15 protein-coding genes and 1 pseudogene are annotated in these 17,239 nt (G+C 73.0%); 4 read left to right on the plus strand and 12 right to left on the minus strand.

The window, feature by feature from the left end:
- Positions 1-284: pseudogene (locus IE245_RS12570) on the minus strand (hypothetical protein); the annotation flags it as partial.
- Positions 285-509: 225 nt separating this feature from the next.
- Here IE245_RS12570 and IE245_RS12575 point away from each other — a divergent pair.
- A complete protein-coding gene (locus IE245_RS12575; protein ID WP_189946908.1) occupies positions 510-1,121 on the plus strand; it encodes a YceI family protein in 612 nt (203 codons plus the stop codon).
- Positions 1,122-1,252: 131 nt separating this feature from the next.
- Positions 1,253-2,356: a DNA polymerase III subunit beta gene (gene dnaN / locus IE245_RS12580; RefSeq protein ID WP_189946909.1), complete on the plus strand. Its 1,104-nt coding sequence runs from the start codon at positions 1,253-1,255 to the stop codon at positions 2,354-2,356.
- A 56-nt stretch (positions 2,357-2,412) separates the two neighbouring features.
- Here the strand turns inward: dnaN and IE245_RS12585 are convergent, their stop codons facing one another.
- The 7 genes from IE245_RS12585 to ureA all read right to left on the minus strand — a co-directional run bounded on the left by IE245_RS12585 (position 2,413) and on the right by ureA (position 11,155).
- Positions 2,413-3,759: a hypothetical protein gene (locus tag IE245_RS12585; protein WP_189946910.1), complete on the minus strand. Its 1,347-nt coding sequence runs from the start codon at positions 3,757-3,759 to the stop codon at positions 2,413-2,415.
- A 51-nt stretch (positions 3,760-3,810) separates the two neighbouring features.
- Positions 3,811-5,427, minus strand: coding sequence for a citramalate synthase (gene cimA, locus IE245_RS12590; RefSeq protein WP_189946911.1), 1,617 nt, complete (start codon positions 5,425-5,427; stop codon positions 3,811-3,813).
- Between the two features lie 283 nt (positions 5,428-5,710).
- Entirely contained in the window at positions 5,711-7,030 is a 1,320-nt protein-coding gene (locus IE245_RS12595) for an MFS transporter (protein WP_189946912.1), read from the minus strand.
- A 75-nt stretch (positions 7,031-7,105) separates the two neighbouring features.
- Positions 7,106-7,651 carry a TetR/AcrR family transcriptional regulator gene (locus IE245_RS12600; protein WP_189947098.1) on the minus strand — a complete coding sequence of 182 codons (546 nt, stop codon included), beginning with the start codon at positions 7,649-7,651 and terminating at the stop codon, positions 7,106-7,108.
- A 93-nt stretch (positions 7,652-7,744) separates the two neighbouring features.
- Positions 7,745-8,764, minus strand: coding sequence for an agmatine deiminase family protein (locus IE245_RS12605; protein ID WP_189946913.1), 1,020 nt, complete (start codon positions 8,762-8,764; stop codon positions 7,745-7,747).
- A 10-nt stretch (positions 8,765-8,774) separates the two neighbouring features.
- On the minus strand, positions 8,775-10,457 hold the full coding sequence (locus IE245_RS12610) for an urease subunit alpha (RefSeq protein WP_189946914.1): 1,683 nt from the start codon (positions 10,455-10,457) through the stop codon (positions 8,775-8,777).
- Positions 10,457-11,155: an urease subunit gamma gene (gene ureA / locus IE245_RS12615; protein WP_189946915.1), complete on the minus strand. Its 699-nt coding sequence runs from the start codon at positions 11,153-11,155 to the stop codon at positions 10,457-10,459. The genes IE245_RS12610 and ureA overlap by 1 nt, the downstream gene beginning before the upstream one ends.
- A gap of 130 nt (positions 11,156-11,285) precedes the next feature.
- Between ureA and IE245_RS12620 the strand changes: the two genes are divergently transcribed.
- Positions 11,286-12,713 carry a cytosine permease gene (locus tag IE245_RS12620; protein ID WP_189946916.1) on the plus strand — a complete coding sequence of 476 codons (1,428 nt, stop codon included), beginning with the start codon at positions 11,286-11,288 and terminating at the stop codon, positions 12,711-12,713.
- Here the strand turns inward: IE245_RS12620 and IE245_RS12625 are convergent, their stop codons facing one another.
- The 4 genes from IE245_RS12625 to IE245_RS12635 form a co-directional block, all read right to left on the minus strand.
- On the minus strand, positions 12,714-13,799 hold the full coding sequence (locus IE245_RS12625; protein WP_189946917.1) for a branched-chain amino acid aminotransferase: 1,086 nt from the start codon (positions 13,797-13,799) through the stop codon (positions 12,714-12,716).
- A 238-nt stretch (positions 13,800-14,037) separates the two neighbouring features.
- Entirely contained in the window at positions 14,038-15,078 is a 1,041-nt protein-coding gene (locus IE245_RS12630) for a 3-isopropylmalate dehydrogenase (protein ID WP_189946918.1), read from the minus strand.
- An 89-nt stretch (positions 15,079-15,167) separates the two neighbouring features.
- Positions 15,168-15,299 (minus strand): hypothetical protein, encoded by a 132-nt coding sequence (locus IE245_RS37695; protein ID WP_268256548.1) that lies wholly within the window; start codon positions 15,297-15,299, stop codon positions 15,168-15,170.
- Between the two features lie 335 nt (positions 15,300-15,634).
- Complete coding sequence (locus IE245_RS12635) at positions 15,635-16,171, minus strand: GNAT family N-acetyltransferase (RefSeq protein WP_189946919.1); 537 nt, start codon at positions 16,169-16,171, stop codon at positions 15,635-15,637.
- A gap of 106 nt (positions 16,172-16,277) precedes the next feature.
- On the opposite strand from IE245_RS12635, the gene IE245_RS12640 reads away from it, so the two are divergent.
- The gene (locus IE245_RS12640; RefSeq protein WP_189946920.1) at positions 16,278-17,171 is read left to right on the plus strand and encodes an alpha/beta fold hydrolase; all 894 of its coding nucleotides are present in this window, start codon (positions 16,278-16,280) and stop codon (positions 17,169-17,171) included.
- Positions 17,172-17,239: the final 68 nt, after the last annotated feature.

The following is a 17,239-nucleotide window of genomic DNA, read 5'->3' on the forward strand; positions in this document are numbered from 1 at the left end:
GTGATGTTGAGGGCGCAGCCGCTGGCGCTCTTGAGGGTCTGGGCGCCCTGGGCGGTGGCGAGGTTGAGCTGCTCGAACGAGGTGCAGGTGGAGTTGTACCGGTCGGAGCAGCCGCCGGAGGACGACCAGGTGATGCCCGAGTTGCGGAACATCGAGGTCGCGGTGGCGTGGCTGATCTTGGTGACGGCATGGGCTTCGCCGCCTGCGGTGAGGGCGCCGAAGCCGGGGGCGAAGAGGGCGCCGAGGACGAGAGCCAGGGCGGTGAGGACGGAGCGGAGCTTCACGGGGATGCCTCCTGCTGGTGACCGTGACGGGCGGGGTCGGCTGTGCAGGTGGTGCTCTGCGCGCACGGGGATGATGCCGCAGTTCTACGCGCGTCCGCCAGAGGGCGTCGGGATCCGGTGCGGCCGTCCGGGGGAACCTTCCCGAGAGATGTTGAAAATTGAACGGAATGCGGTTACAGTCGTTCTCGTTGAAGGTTCAACAAACCCCTCACCAAGGAGCACGTCATGGGCATCTTCGGCCGCAAGAACACCTCGTCCGCCGTCGCCACCGCCCCCCGCCCGGTGGACCCGGCCCTCGCCGCCCTGACCGGCGACTACACCATCGACGCCGCCCACAGCAGCATCGGCTTCACCGTCCGCCACGCCATGGTGACCAACGTGCGCGGCTCCTTCGGCGAGCACGAGGGCACCCTGACGCTGAACGGCAGCGACCCGTCCGCCTCCAGCGCCGCCATCGACGTCCGGATCGCCTCCATCGACACCGGCATCGGCGACCGCGACAACCACCTGCGCGGCGAGGACTTCTTCGACGCCGAGCGGTTCCCGCTCATGACCTTCCGCTCCACCGAGGCGGCCCACCTGGGCGGCGACACGTACCGGATCACCGGCGACCTGACCATCAAGGACGTCACCAAGCCGCTCTCCATCGACCTGGAGTTCAACGGCACCGCCACCGACCCGTACGGCAACGAGCGCGTCGGCTTCGAGGGCTCCGCCGAGATCCTCCGCTCCGCGTGGGGCCTCACCTGGAACGCGGCCCTGGAGACCGGCGGCGTCATGGTCAGCGACAAGGTCAAGCTGAACTTCGACATCTCCGCCATTAAGAACGCCGCCTGACCCCCGCCCTCCCGGGACCCGTGCGGCACGAGCGCGCCCGCCCTCCGCGACGACGCGGACGGCGGGCGCTCGGCGTCTCCCGGACCGGTCGGGCGGGGGTGTTGTCAGTGGCGGCCGTTAGCGTCGGGCGCATGGAAATCCGTATCGACAGCGCCGTGTTGACCGATGCCGTCGCGTGGGCCGCGCGCGTGCTGCCCGCCCGCTCCCCGATGCCCGTGCTCGGCGGGCTCCTCCTGGAGGCCGGCGGGGACGGGACGCTGAGCGTCTCCGGGCTCGACCACGAGGCCTCCGCGCGCGTGGCGGTCGAGGCCGAGACCGTGGTGGCGGGGCGCGCCCTGGTGCTCGGCCGGCGGCTGCTCGACATCTGCAAGGTCCTGCCGCCGGGGCGGATCGCGCTCGCCGTGGAGGAGGCCCGGCTCTCGGTCGGCGCGGGCGACGTCCGCTTCGGCCTCTCGCTGCTGCCGCTGGACTCCTATCCGGCCGCCCCGGCGCTGCCGCCGGTCCTCGGCGAGGTCGACGGCGGCGCCTTCGCCGAGGCGGTCGGCCAGGTCACGGCGGCGGCCGGCCGGGACGACTCGCTGCCGGTCCTCACCGGGATACGGCTCGCCCTGGACGGGGCCGTGATGACGCTGGCCGCCACGGACCGCTACCGGTACGCGGTCCGCACCCTGGAGTGGCACCCGGACGCCCCGCTCGCGGACCCCGCCGACGTGGTCGTCCCGGCCCGCCGCCTCGCCGAGACCGCCCGCTCCTTCGCCGGCGCCGGCCGGGCCAGGATCGGGCTCGACGCGCACTCCATCGGCTTCGAGCACGCCGGCCGGCGCACCACCGCCCGGCTGTTCGACGGCCGGCTCCCCCGCCACGACAAGCTCTTCGCCCTCGGCGACCACGCCGTCGCGGTCACCGGCCGGGCCGCCCTGGTGGAGGCCGTGAAGCGGGTCGCGGTGGTCGCCGAGGGCGACAGCCCGGTCCAGCTCGCCTTCGAGGGGACGGCGCTCCGGCTGCGCGCGGGGTACGAGGACGACGTGGCCTCCCAGCTGCTCCCGGCCTCCCTCGACGGCGCCGGGGCGATGACGGTCGCCTTCAACCCCGGGTACCTGCTCGACGCCCTGACCCGCTTCACCGCCGAGGAGGTACGGCTCCACCTGCTGGGCCCCGGTCAGCGCGCCCTCCTCGCCGACGGCACCGACGGCAGCCACCGTCATCTGCTGATGTCGGTGAAGCCGCTGGTCTGACGGCTCCCGGCACCGGGCCGGGCGGCGCCCGGAATCAGCCGCCCGGAATCAGCCGATCAGAATCCGCCGCCGCCGAAGTCGCCGCCGCCACCGCCGAAGTCGCCGAAGCCGCCGCCTCCGCCGCCGAAGTCGCTGCCGCCGAAGTCCCCGGAGGAGATGTCCCCGCCGGGGTCGCCGAAGTCGCCGCCGCCGTACTCCGCCGCGTAGGCGGGGGTGGCGAGGGACGTGCCGAGCAGGGTGCCGACGAGGAGGCCGGGGAGGAGGCCGCCGCCGAAGTAGCCGCCCGCCCAGGGGCCGTAGGCCGGGCCCGCCTCCCAGTAGGGGCGCCGGCCGGCGTCGGTCTCGACGGTACGGACGCGGGGGTCCCGGCCGTCGTCCAGACGGGCCGCGTCGGCGGAGCAGACGGGGACCTCGCGGGAGGCGCCGCCGGCCGGGGTCCAGGTGCGGTCCTCGGCGGACGGGCCGTGGCGGGGGTCGAAGAAGCACGGGGGCCGGCGCTCGGGCAGCGGCCGGGAGGAGCGGCGGGCGTCGAGCACGGCCAGGGAGTGGCGTCCGTCCTCCAGGGCCTGGGTGACCCCGCGCACCTCGTGCGGGTGCCGCACCCCGCCCATCAGGGACTTCGCCCGGTCGTAGGCGTCCAGGGCCTGTTCGTAGTCGGCGCGCATCGCCTCGGTGGCGCCTGCCTCGGCGGGGTGGAAGTCGAGCCGTTCCAGCTCCTCGCCGAAGGCGGTGATGTCCTCGTCGACGACGACCCGGAGCCGCTCCAGGGCGGCCCGCTCCTCGGCCTCCTTCCGCTTCCGCCGGCCGCGCACCACCGCGTAGGCGGCGGTGCCGCCGGCGGCGGCGACCGCGCCCAGGGTGACGAGGCCGCCGACCGGGACGCCGGAGCCCTCCCCGGCGCCGCCGGACCAGGCGGCGGGCGCGGAGCCGCGCATCGCGGGCAGGGCCTGGTCGGCGAAGGCGTTCAGTTCGGCGGCGGCGTCGGTGCCGGGTCGGTCGGCGACGGTGACCATGTTGTCCACGGCGGCGGCCGAGAGGACCCGGGCGTCGGCCTTGGCGGCGAACTCGTCGCCGAGCCGGACGGCGTACACGCCCGCGTGGCCGGTCTGCTCGCGCAGGTTCTCGATGAGCCCGTTCGGCGGGTACTCCGCGCCCTCCGGGAGGACGGCGACGAAGAGGGGCTTGTCCGCGTCCTCGATCTTCTCCGCGAGGGCGGCGGCTTCGGCCGCCGAGAGCTGTCCGGCGGCGCCCGGGTCGACGTAGACCGGGCCCTGCCTGAGGGCGGCCGCCGCGTCCGGGACGCCCGTGGCCCTGGCGCCCGCCGACGCGGGGGCCAGGGCCAGGAGCAGCAGGAGGATCAGCCCGGGGAGGGCCGACCACACCGAAATCTCCCTGGTCCTCATGGTTCGAAATTACCCGAATGCATTCGAACTAGACATAGGGGGCGGGGTCGGTTATTCGGCGGGGTCGACCCCGGCGCGCAGCAGTCCGTAGGTGAAGGCGTCCTCGATGGCCTGCCAGGAGGCGGCGATGACGTTCTCGCCGACGCCGACCGTGGACCACTCGGCGTTGCCGTCACTGGTGGTGACGAGGACGCGGGTGGTGGACTCGGTGCCGTGCCGGCCTTCGAGGATGCGGACCTTGTAGTCGACCAGCTCGAACTTGGCGAGCTGCGGGTAGATCCGCTCCAGGGCGACCCGCAGGGCCCGGTCGAGGGCGTTGACCGGGCCGTTGCCCTCGGCGGTGGCGAGCATCCGCTCGCCCTTGGCCCAGAGCTTGACCGTGGCCTCGTTGGCGTGGGTGCCGTCGGGGCGGTTCTCGGTGATCGCCCGCCAGGACTCGGTGCGGAAGTAGCGGCGGGCCCGGCCCTCGGCCTCGGAGCGCAGCAGCAGCTCGAAGGAGGCGTCGGCGGCCTCGTACGTGTAGCCCTGGAGCTCGCGCTCCTTGACCCGCTCGACGACCCGGGCGACGAGCGCGCGGTCGCCGCCGAGGTCGACGCCCAGCTCCTTGCCCTTGAGCTCGATGGAGGCGCGGCCCGCCATGTCGGAGACGAGCATCCGCATGGTGTTGCCGACCCGCTCGGGGTCGATGTGCTGGTAGAGGTCGGGGTCGACCTTGATGGCGGAGGCGTGCAGGCCGGCCTTGTGGGCGAAGGCGGAGACGCCGACGTACGGCTGGTGGGTGGAGGGGGTGAGGTTGACGACCTCGGCGATGGCGTGCGAGATGCGGGTCATCTCGGCGAGGGCGCCCTCGGGCAGCACCCGCCTGTCGTACTTGAGCTCCAGGGCCGCGACGACGGGGAAGAGGTTGGCGTTGCCGACCCGCTCGCCGTAGCCGTTGGCGGTGCACTGGACGTGGGTGGCGCCCGCGTCGACGGCGGCGAGGGTGTTGGCGACGGCGCAGCCGGTGTCGTCCTGGGCGTGGATTCCGAGGCGGGCGCCGGTGTCGGCGAGGACGGTGGAGACCACGGCCTGGACCTGGGCGGGGAGCATGCCGCCGTTGGTGTCGCAGAGGATGACGACGTCGGCGCCGGCCTCGTGCGCGGCGCCGACCACGGCCTTGGCGTAGTCGGGGTTGGCCTTGTAGCCGTCGAAGAAGTGCTCGCAGTCGACGAAGACGCGGCGGCCCTGGGCTACCAGGTGGGAGACGGTGTCGCGGACCATCTCCAGGTTCTCGTCGAGGGTGGTGCGCAGGGCCAGCTCGACGTGCCGGTCGTGGGACTTGGCGACCAGGGTGATCACCGGGGCGCCGGAGTCCAGGAGCGCCTTGACCTGGGGGTCCTCGGCTGCGCTGCCGCCGGCCCGGCGGGTGGCGCCGAAGGCGACGAGCTGCGCGTGCCGGAAGGTGATCTCCTGGCGGGCGCGGGCGAAGAACTCGGTGTCGCGCGGGTTGGCGCCGGGCCAGCCGCCTTCGATGAAGCCCACGCCGAACTCGTCGAGGTGCCGGGCGATGGTCAGCTTGTCCGCGACGGTGAGGTTGATGCCCTCGCGCTGCGCCCCGTCGCGCAGCGTGGTGTCGAAGACATGGAAACTGTCGTCGAGGCGCGAGCCCTCGGCGTTCTCCGTGGTCATGGCTCTGATGGCTCCTGTCGGATGTGGCTCCGGAAGGTATGGATCCACTTGCCCCCATTCTCACGCGCCGTCCGTCTCCGGCGCGGGTGGGGCCGGAAAACGAAAAAACCCCTCGCGGGTGCGAGAGGTCTGCGCGCGGGTCTGGGGCACGGTGTCCACTGCCGCGGGGGGTCGTTCCGCGGTTCAGCGGTCACTGCGGACCGGCGCGCTGCTGCCGATAATCATCGTGGAAGCAAGCACGCCGGAAGTCTGCCACAGGCGGGGGTCCGGCCGGACGCCGGTCTCACGATACGGGCAGCCGGTCCCGCCGCTGCTCCGGCACGTCCTTGCCGACCCGGCCGAGGTCGATGTCGCGGGTCTCCCGCATGGTGAGGTAGACGACCAGGGAGACGGCGGCGCAGCCGGCGACGTACCAGTAGTAGCCGGACTCGATGCCGGAGTCCTTGAACCAGAGGGCCACGTACTCGGCGGTGCCGCCGAAGAGGGCGTTGGCGACGGCGTAGGGCAGCGCGACGCCGAGGGCGCGGATGCCGGTCGGGAACAGCTCGGCCTTCACGCAGGCGTTGATCGACGTGTATCCGGTGATGACGAGCAGGGCGAGCAGCGAGAGGCCGAGCGCCGGCCAGAAGGAGCCCGCGTGCTTCAGCATCGTCATGATCGGCACGGTGAGGAGCGTCGAGCCGACCGCGAAGGTGATGAGCAGCGGACGGCGGCCGATCCGGTCGGAGAGCCGGCCGGCGAGCGGCTGGAGGCAGGCGAAGACGATCAGCGCGCAGAAGGAGACGAGGGTGGCGGTCTGCTTGGGGAGCCCGGCGGAGTTGGAGAGGTACTTGGTGAGGTAGGTGGTGTACGTGTAGTAGGCCACCGTGCCGCCCATGGTGAGGGCGACGACGAGGAAGGCCTCGCGCCTGTGTGCCCACAGGGCCTTGAGGGTGCCCTTCTCGCCGTGCCCGACGCCCTCGTCGGCGGTCTCCTCGTACACCTCGGTCTCCAGCATGTTCCGCCGCAGGTAGAAGACGACGGCGGCGCCGAGGGCGCCCACGATGAAGGGGATGCGCCAGCCCCAGCTGTGCAGGGCCTCGGTGGACATGGTCCGCTGGAGGACGATCTGGAGGCCGAGGCCGAGGATCTGTCCGGCGGTCATGGAGACGTACTGGAAGCTGGAGGCGAAGCCGCGGTGCCGCGGGGCGGAGGCCTCGGTGAGGTAGGTGGCGCTGGCCGCGTACTCGCCGCCGACGGAGAGTCCCTGGAGGAGGCGGGCGACGAGGAGGACGGCGGCGCCGCCGTAGCCGGCGACCGCGTAGGTGGGGGCGACGGCGATGAGCAGCGCCGAGGCGGACATCAGGGTGACGGTGAGGGTGAGCGCCGCCTTGCGGCCCTTGCGGTCGCCGACCCGGCCGAGGAGCCAGCCGCCGACGGGCCGCATGAAGAAGCCGACGGCGAAGATGCCGGCGGTGTTCATGAGCTTGGCGGTGTCGTTCCCCTCGGGGAAGAAGGCGCCCGCGAAGTAGGTGGCGAAGCTCGCGTACACGAACCAGTCGAACCACTCGACCATGTTCCCCGCGGAGCCGACCCAGATCTTCTTCCAGTGATCTCTTCCCATGGCCCGGAACCGTGCCGGACCCCGCCCGCGGCGGGCAAGGGTGCAGGGGGCAACGATCGGGAGTACTTGCGTGCGTTACGTTCGCGGAATCAGGGTTTCGTCGATGAACTCCCTGACCTGGGCGAGGACTTCGCTCCGTCCCGTACCGGGGAGGCCGACCGCCACGTGCACGCTGTAGCCGTCGAGGAGGGCGCGCATCCGGCTCGCGAAGCGGTCGGGGTCCACGGCCCGGAACTCGCCGCGCGAGACGCCCTCGGCGAGGATCGCGACGAGGTCCCGGTGCCAGGCGCGCTCGATGGCGGCCTGCCGGGCCCGGGCCTCGTCGTCGGCGTTCTGCGAGCGGTTCCAGACCTCCAGCCAGAGGGTCCAGTGGGGGTCGCGCGGCCCGTCGGGCACGTACACCCCGACGTATCCGTCGAGCCGCTCGCGGGCGCTGCCGGGCCGGGAGAGCAGCGCGCCCCGCTCGGCCCCGAGCCGGCCCTCGCTCCACTCCAGGGTCTGGAGCAGCAGTTCGTCCTTGGTGCGGAAGTAGTAGAGGAGGTGGCCGCTGCTCATCCCCACCTGCCGGCCGAGCCCGGCCATGGTCAGCCCGTCGAGCCCCCGCTCGGCCACGGTGTCCATGGCCGCCGCGAAGACGTCCTCCCGGGGCGGTGCCGCCTGGTTGCGGCGGCGGGGTGCGGGGGCCTGGTTGCTCTGCTGACTCACTCGTACGTTCTACACCGAGGGCTGCTGCTGGGTGATGCAATGGATGCCCCCGCCGGCCGCGAAGATCGTCCGGGCGTCGACGAGGACGACCTCGCGGTCCGGGAAGAGCCGGCGGAAGATCTCGGCGGCGAGCTCGTCGTGGGGGTCGTCGAAGGCGCAGAGGATCACGGCGCCGTTGCAGAGGTAGTGGTTGATGTACGAGTAGTCGACCCAGTCGCCCTCCTCGTCGGTGAGGACGGTGGGGGCGGGGACCTCGATGACCTCCAGGGGGCGGCCCTGGGCGTCGGTCTGGGCGCGGAGGATGTCCGCGTACAGCCGGGAGCGGCCGTAGTCGGGGTGGCGGGGGTCCTGCTGGCTGTGGACGAGGACGGTGCCGGGGCGGGCGAAGGCGGCGACGATGTCGATGTGCCCCTGGGTGCCGTAGAGGCCGTAGTCGCCGGCGAGGCCGTGCGGGAGCCAGATCGCCTTGGTGGTGCCGAGCTTGGCGTGGATCTCCCGCTCGACCTGCTCGCGGGTCCACTCGGGGTTGCGGCCGGAGCCGAGCTGGACGGTGTCGGTGAGCAGGACGGTGCCTTCGCCGTCGACGTGGATGCCGCCGCCCTCGTTGACCAGCGCGCTGCTCAGCACGGGGACGTCCGCCGCGTCCGCGACATGGCGGGCGATCTTGGAGTCGTGCTCCCAGCGGGCCCAGTCCTGGGCGCCCCAGCCGTTGAACACCCAGTCCACGGCGGCCAGGGAGGTGCCGTCGGTGACGAAGGTGGGGCCGATGTCGCGCATCCAGGCGTCGTCGAGCTCCCGCTCGACCAGCTCGACGTCCTCGCCGAGGAGGGCGCGGGCGCCCTCGGCGTCGCCGGGGGCGACGACCATCGTCACCGGCTCGAAGCGGCGGACGGCGCGGGCGACGGAGGCCCAGGCCGCGCGGGCCTCGGCGAGCTCCTCGTCGCTCGTGAAGGTGGGGTTGGGGCTCGGCCAGGCCATCCAGGTCCGCTCGTGCGGGGTCCACTCGGCGGGCATGCGGTACGAGGTCATGGGGCGGGTCCTAGAGGAAGTAGAGGCGGTTCAGGGAGACGGAGTCGGCCGGCTCGGAGCGGATCGGGGAGCCGTCGAGCGAGACGAGGCCGGTGCGGTCGTCCACCTGGACGTCGCCGACGCGGGAGTTGAGGAGGAGGTCGGCGGGGCCGATCCCCCGGGTGCCGCGCACGGCGACGCGGCGGCGCCGGGTCGGCAGCCGGTCGCCGCCGAGGTCGACGGCGGCCCGCGCGACGAAGGCGACGGAGAGGTCGGCGGCGGCGGCGCCGTGGGCACCGAACAGCGGGCCGAGGACGAGCGGTTCGCAGGTGTCGGTGGCGGCGTTGGGATCGCCCGTGACGCCCCAGGCGGGGAAGCCGGCCTTCAGCACCATCTGAGGCTTGGCGCCGAAGTACTCGGGCCGCCACAGCACGATGTCGGCCATCTTGCCGACCTCGACGGAGCCGATCTCGTGGGCGAGGCCGTGGGCGATCGCCGGGTTGATGGTGAGCTTGGCCAGGTAGCGCAGCACGCGCGCGTTGTCGTCGTGCGCGCCGTCGCCGTCCAGCGGGCCCAGCTCGGCCTTCATCTTCCCGGCCATGGCGAAGGTCCGGCGTACGGTCTCGCCGGCCCTTCCCATCCCCTGCGCGTCGGAGGAGGTGATCCCGATCGCGCCGAGGTCGTGCAGGACGTCCTCCGCGCCCATCGTCCCGGCCCGGATCCGGTCGCGCGCCATGGCGGCGTCACCGGGGAGGTCGGTCTTCAGGTCGTGGACGGAGACGATCATCCCGTAGTGCTCGGCCACCGCGTCGCGGCCGAAGGGCAGGGTGGGGTTGGTGGAGGAGCCGATGACGTTCGGCACGCCCGCCATCTTCAGGACGTTGGGGACGTGTCCGCCGCCGCAGCCCTCGATGTGGAAGGCGTGGATCGTCCGGCCCTCCAGGACGGCGAGGGTGTCCTCGACGGAGAGGCACTCGTTGAGGCCGTCGCTGTGCAGGGCGACCTGCACGTCGTGCTCCTCGGCGACCCTCAGGGCGGTGTCCAGGGCGCGGGTGTGGGCACCCATGTCCTCGTGGACCTTGAAGCCGGAGGCCCCGCCCTCGGCGAGCGCCTCGACGAGCGGCGCCGGGTCCGAGGAGGAGCCCCGGCCGAGGAAGCCGATGTTGACGGGCCAGGCGTCGAAGGCGCTGAAGGCGTGCTTCAGGGCCCAGGGCGAGTTGACGCCGACGCCCCAGACGGGGCCGAACTCCTGGCCGATGATCGTGGTGACGCCGCTGGCGAGCGAGGCCTCCATGATCCGGGGCGAGAGCAGGTGGACGTGGGTGTCGACGGCTCCGGCGGTGGCGATGAGGCCCTCGCCGGAGACGATCGAGGTGCCGGTGCCGACGACGACGTCGACCCCGTCGAGGGTGTCGGGGTTGCCGGCCCGGCCGATGCCGGAGATCCGGCCCTCGCGGATGCCGATGGAGACCTTGCGGATGCCCTGGACGGCGTCGATCAGCAGGACGTTGCTGATGACGACGTCGCAGGTCTCGCGGACGGCCGCGGCCTTGAGGTGGAGGCCGTCGCGGGCGGTCTTGCCGAAGCCGGCGAGGAACTCGTCGCCGGGCTTCTGGGAGTCGGCCTCGACCCGGACGACGAGTCCGGAGTCGCCGAGGACCACCCGGTCGCCGGCCCGGGGGCCGTGCACGGAGGCGTACTCGTACGGGTCCATCAGTCGTCCTCCTTCGGGGCCGTGACGCCCAGGTAGCCGCAGGCCGCGGCGCGCCGCAGGGCCTCCTCCTTCGCGCCGGGCGCGTCGAGCGGCCCGTCGACGAGACCGGCGAAGCCGATGGCGACGCGGGCGCCGCCGATGGGCACGAGCCCGATCTCGGCGGCGCCCCCCGGGTCGAAGCGGAAGGAGGCGCCGGCGGGGATGGCGAGGCGCATGCCGTAGGCGGCGGCGCGGTCGAAGTCGAGGCGCGGGTTGGCCTCGAAGAAGTGGAAGTGGGAGGTGACGCTGACCGGGACCGTCGCCGTGTTCCGTACGGCGAGGGTGAGCGCGGGCTCCTGCTCGGGGTGGCCGGGGCCGGGCAGCAGCGCGCCGGGCGCGCCGGCGCCGAGCGTGCCCCCGCCGATCGGGTCGGTGACGACGGCGAGCCGGGAGCCGTCGTCGAAGACGGCCTCGACGTGGACCTCGGTCACCACGTCGGCGACGCCGGGCAGGACGTCGTCGGGGCCGAGGACGGAGCGGGCCGCCTCGATGGCCTCGGCGAGCCGCCGGCCGTCGCGGGCCGCCTCGCAGACGGTGTCCGCGACGAGGGCGGTCGCCTCGGGGACGTTGAGCCGCAGGCCGCGGGCCCGGCGGGCCCGGGCGAGTTCGGCGGCGCCGAAGAGCAGCAGCCGGTCGCGCTCCGTGGGGGTCAGTCGCACGTCATGCACCTCCTGTTTGAGCGACACTCTAAATGCTGGAAGGAATGCTTCCAAGTATTGACGTGCCGGTCAGGCGCAGGTCACATTGAGCGCCACTCAAAAATCCCCCTTCCGCTCCCCCGGAGGTCTCATGGCGACGATCGAACAGCACGGAGTCGACACCATCCCCGAGGCCGAACGCACCAGCGGCCCCCGCGACCTCGTCGCGATCCTGCTCGGCTCCAACCTCTGCCTGGGCGTGATCGTCTTCGGCTGGCTGCCGGTCTCCTTCGGCCTCGGCCTGTGGGGCTCGGTGACCTCCGTGGTCGCCGGCACCCTGGCCGGCGTGGCCGTCACCGCCCCGCTGGCGCTGGTCTCGCTGCGGACCGCCACCAACCTCTCCACCTCCTCCGGCGCCTTCTTCGGCGTCCGCGGCCGGCTCGTCGGCTCGGTGGTGGGGCTGCTGCTCTCGCTCGGCTACACCGCCCTGACCCTCTGGATCGGCGGCGACGTCATCGTGGGCGTGCTCGCCCGGCTCGCCGGGGCGTCCACCGGGGACGGCGCGCACGCCGTCGTCTACGCGCTGCTCGCGGCCTGTACGGCGGTGGGCGCCGTGTACGGCTACCGGCTGCTGCTGCGGCTCAGCAAGGCGCTCGCCGTGGGCATGACCGTGCTGCTGGCCCTCGGGCTCGTCGCGTACGCCGGCGACCTCACCGCCGCGCCCGCGCCGGACACCCCGTACCTGCTCGGCTCCTTCTGGCCGACCTGGCTGCTCTCGGCGGTCGCCGCCGGCCTCAGCGGCCCGGTCGCCTTCATCACCCTGCTCGGCGACTACACCCGTTACGTCTCCCCCGCCCGGCACAGCGCCCGGAGGGTCCACCGGGCCACCTGGCTCGGCCTCCTCGTCGGCCTGCTCGTCCCGCAGCTCTTCGGTACGTACACGGCGCTGGCCGCCCGCGCGGGCCTCGACTACGCGGGGCCGCTGGTCGCCGTCTCGCCCGGCTGGTACCTGGTCCCGCTGCTGCTCGCCGCCACCGCCGGCTCGGTCGGCAACGCCGGTCTGATGCTCTACTCGATGGGCCTGGACCTGGACGCGATCCTGCCCCGGGCCACCCGGGCGCGGGCCACCGTCGTGGTGGCGGCGGTCGCCACCGGCTTCGTCTTCCTCGGCCACTTCGCCTCGGACGCCCAGTCGGCGATGACCTCGTTCGTCCTGCTCCTGACGGCGATCGGCACGCCGTGGGCGGTCATCACCCTCATCGGGCACGCGCGCTGCCGCGGGGAGTACGACCCCGAGGCGCTCCAGGTCTACAACCGGCGCTCGCGCGGCGGGATCTACTGGTACGCGGCCGGCTGGCACCCGCGCGCCACCGCCTCCTGGGCGCTCGGTGCCGGGGTCGGCCTGGCGGCCGTCTCCACCCCGCTGTACGAGGGTCCGCTGCTGGCCCTGACCGGTGGGATCGACTGCAGCTTCGTGCTGTCGGGCGTGGTGGGCGGCGCGCTGTACGCCGCCCTGACGCCGCGCGGGGCCTCCGGGGCCGTGACGACGGCCCCGGAGGCCCTGGCGGCGACGGAGTGACTACTTGCCGAGCTCGTGCATCCAGCCGCGGGTGTCCTCGGCCTTGCCGGTCTGGATGGCGAGCAGCGCCTCGCGCAGCTTCATCGTGACCTCGCCGGGCTCGCCGCCCGACTGCCGCCACTCGCCCCGGGCGGACTTGACCGTGCCGACCGGGGTGATGACGGCGGCGGTGCCGCAGGCGAAGACCTCGGTGAGGGTGCCGTTCTCCGTGTCGGCCTGCCACTGGTCGATGGAGACGCGGGCCTCCTCCACCTCGTGGCCGAGGTCGGCGGCGAGCTTGAGGAGGGAGTCACGGGTGATGCCCTCCAGGATCGAGCCGCTGAGCGACGGGGTGACGATCTTGTTCCCGTACACGAAGTACAGGTTCATGCCGCCGAGCTCCTCGACCCACTTGTGCTCGACCGCGTCGAGGTAGCAGACCTGGTCGCAGCCCTTGGCGGCCGCCTCGGCCTGCGCGAGCAGGGAGGCCGCGTAGTTGCCGCCGGTCTTGGCGTCGCCCATGCCGCCGGGGACGGCGCGGACGCGGTCCTCGGAGGCCCAGATGGAGACCGGCTTGACGCCGCCGGGGAAGTACGGGCCCGCCGGGGAGGCGATGACGACGAAGAGGTACTCGTTGGCCGGGCGGACGCCCAGGCCGACCTCGGTCGCGATCATGAACGGGCGCAGGTAGAGGGAGGCCTCGCCGCCGTGCTCCGGGACCCAGGCCTCGTCCTGGCGGACCAGCGCGTCACAGGCCTCGATGAAGGTCTCGACCGGCAGTTCGGGCATGCCGAGCCGGTGCGCGGAGCGCTGGAAGCGGCGGGCGTTGGCGTCCGGGCGGAAGGAGGCGACCGAGCCGTCGGGCCGGCGGTACGCCTTCAGGCCCTCGAAGATCTCCTGGGCGTAGTGGAGCACGTTGGTCGCCGGGTCGAGGGAGAGCGGGCCGTACGGCACGAGCTGGCCGTCGTGCCAGCCGCGGCCCTCGGTCCAGCGCACGGTGACCATGTGGTCGGTGAAGTGGCGGCCGAATCCCGGGTCGGCCAGGATCGCCGCGCGCTCCGCGTCGGACAGCGGGCTGGAGGAGGGCTTGAGCTCGATCGTCGTCATGGGTGCTTGTCCTTCACCGGTCGTGTGTGTCGGACCGCGCCCGCCCGGCATGACTGCTAGGACGTCCGAGCTTTCCCGCATGTGGCGGCCCACGTCCGATTATCGCGCGTGGGAACCCGGGTACGAAAGGCGGGTGAGGCGGTCCGGGGTCGTTGACGGCACCCCGCGACCGTACGAAAGCAGCCGCCGGGTGCGTGGGAGACCCGGCGGCTGCTGAGTGGTGTCAGTGACGCGCGGGTCAGCTCGCTACTCGCGCGGCGAGCGCGTCGCCGATCTCGTCCGTCGTGCGGACGGCGGTTCCCCGCTCGGTCAGGTCGGCCTCGACGGCCGCCTCGACGCGGGCGGCCTCGGCCTCGTAGCCGAGGTGGCGCAGGAGGAGGGCGACGGAGAGGACGGTGGCCGTGGGGTCGGCCTTGCCCTGGCCCGCGATGTCCGGCGCGGAGCCGTGGACCGGCTCGAACATGGACGGGAAGTCGCGGCTCGGGTTGATGTTGCCCGAGGCGGCGACGCCGATGCCGCCGGAGACGGCCGCGGCGAGGTCGGTGATGATGTCGCCGAAGAGGTTGTCGGTGACGATGACGTCGAAGCGGGCCGGGTCGGTGACGAGGAAGATCGTCGCCGCGTCGACGTGCAGGTAGTCGGTGGTGACCTCGGGGAACTCCTGGGCGACCCGGTGGAAGGTGTCGGTCCAGAGGTGGCCGGCGAAGGTCAGCACGTTGTTCTTGTGGACCAGCGTCAGCTTCTTGCGCGGGCGGGCCTGGGCGCGGGCGAAGGCGTCCCGGACCACGCGCTCGACGCCGAAGGCGGTGTTGACCGAGACCTCGGTGGCGACCTCGTGCTCGGTGCCCTTGCGGATGGTGCCGCCGTTGCCGGTGTACGGACCCTCGGTGCCCTCGCGGACGACGACGAAGTCGATCGCGGGCTGGCCGGCGAGCGGGGTCGCGACGCCGGGGAGCAGCTTGGAGGGGCGCAGGTTGACGTGGTGGTCGAAGGCGAAGCGCAGCTTCAGGAGGAAGCCGCGCTCCAGGACGCCGGACGGGACCGAGGGGTCGCCGATCGCGCCGAGCAGGATGGCGTCGTGCTTCTTGAGGGAGTCCAGGTCGGCGTCGGTGAGGGTCTCACCGGTGGCGTGGTAGCGCCGGGCGCCGAAGTCGTACTCCTCGGTCTCCAGCTTCACGTCCTGGGGAAGCACGGCCGTGAGGACCTTGAGGCCCTGGGCCACGACCTCCTGGCCGATGCCGTCGCCGGGAATGACTGCGAGATTGATGCTGTGAGACATGGCGGCACCCTACTCTTCGTCCCATCGTCTGACACGGCACGTCCACCATGTGGACGAACGGACAGGCGTGCGGAGGGACGCGCGGACGGTCAGTGGCCGGTGGAGCCGCCGTTGTCGCGCCGGTCGAGGGCGCGCTGGAGGGCGGCGGCGGCGTTCTGCCGGGCCTCGTCGCTGGGGCGGGCGGCGGAGTGACGGACGCGGGGGGCGGTCTGAACGGCCATGGGGGATCGACTCCTTGAGATCAGTGGTGATCCGGGCGTGCGGAGATCAGTGGTGATCGAAGGCGCCGGAAGGGGCGGGGAGCGCCGCCGCAGGGGTTGCCTGCACAGGGGCGTCGCGCTCTCGTCCGCCGTTCGCTGATGAAGCGAGACGTTCGGCTCCTACAAAGCTAGGACAGGGAACCGCATCTGTCTCCACAGTTACTCGGACTTCCTACTATCTGAGACGCCCGGTTTCGCACGGTCGCCTTCTCGCCACGGCCGCCCCGCGGGGCGAGGCGGAGCGGGGCGGCGGGGCGGAGCGGGGCGGCGGGGCGGCGGGGCGGCGGGGCGGCGGCTCAGACCACGTCGCCGTCGCGCCAGTCGAAGATCAGCGGGGCGCCCGGGTCGGGCAGCGCGAGCCCGCCGGCCGGGCGGACGAGGAGTCCGCCCTCCTCCTCGGGGAGCGGCACGGTGCCGTCCGGTCCGAGCGCCTCGATCCGCCCTCCCCACACCCGCCAGCCGCGCGCCCGGTAGAGCGCCGCGCCCTCGTCGGAGGCGGAGAGCGCACCGAAGCGGTGGGTGCCGTCGATGACCCGCTCCAGGGCTTCCACGACCGCCCCGCCGAGGCCCCGGCGCCGCGCGTCGGCCCGGACGGCGACGCCCTCCACGTATCCGATCCGGTACGAAACGCCGCGGTGCAGCACCCGGCGCTGGACGACGGCCCCGTGGGCGACGAGCCCGGCCGCGTCCTCGATCCAGGCGTGGATCCCGCCCAGGGCATGGTCCCAGTCGTCCGCGGTGAAGTCGCCGCCGAAGGCGGCGTCGAGCAGCGCGCGGGCGGCCGCCAGCCGCTCCGCGCCGAGTTCGTGGGTGGGTGCGGTCCTGACGGTCATCCCCTCACTCTCCCACGCACACCTAACCCCTTTACGACCCTTGACAGGTTAGGCACGTCCTGATCGAATCCCCGACAACCGAAGACGAAGAGTTGAGGGGTTAGAAATGACGTCCGCCGCATCCGTGCTGCCCATCCACCACCGCACCGTCACCGTCCGCGGCCACGAGATCTTCTACCGGGAGGCCGGGCCGGCCGACGCCCCCGTGCTGCTCCTGCTGCACGGCTTCCCGACCAGCTCGCACATGTTCCGCGACCTCATGCCCCGCCTCGCGGACACGTACCGGCTGATCGCCCCCGACCACCTGGGCTTCGGCCTCAGCGCCGCGCCGCCGGCCGACGCCTTCCCCTACTCCTTCGCGGAGCTGGCCGCGCTCACCGGCGAGTTCACCGAGGCGCTCGGTCTCGACCGCTTCTCGATCTACGTCCAGGACTACGGCGCCCCCATCGGCCTGCGCCTCGCCCTCGCCCACCCCGAGCGGATCACCGCGGTCGTCACCCAGAACGGCAACGCGTACGAGGAGGGCCTGGGCGCCGAGGCCTGGGCCCCCGTCCTCGCCCTGATCGCCGACCGGACCCCCGGGACCGAGGCCCCGGTCCGGGCCATCCGCTCCCTCGACGGCATCCGGTGGCAGTACGAGACGGGCGTCCCCGCCGCGTACCGGGACCTCCTCAGCCCGGACGCCTGGCACCACGACGCCGCCCTCATGGCCCGGGAGGGCCAGGACGGCATCCAGCTCGACCTGATCGCCGACTACGGCTCCAACCTCGCCCTCTACCCGGCCTTCCAGGAGTGGTTCCGCACCTCCCGGGTGCCGCTCCTCGCCGTCTGGGGCGAGGGCGACGAGGTCTTCGTCCCGGCCGGCGCCGAGGCCTTCCGCCGCGACCTGCCGGACGCCGAGATCCACCTCCTGCCGACCGGCCACTTCGCCCTGGAGACCCACGCGCCGCGGATCGCCGAACTGGTCGGCGACTTCCTGGAGCGCCGCGTCGGGAAGTGAACGGGCACATGAGTACCGCCCCCGACCCCGGCCTGGGGGGACCGGGGAGGGGGGCGGTGATCAGGGGC

This window comes from Streptomyces roseolus, from assembly GCF_014649855.1.
GTDB lineage: Bacteria > Actinomycetota > Actinomycetes > Streptomycetales > Streptomycetaceae > Streptomyces > Streptomyces roseolus.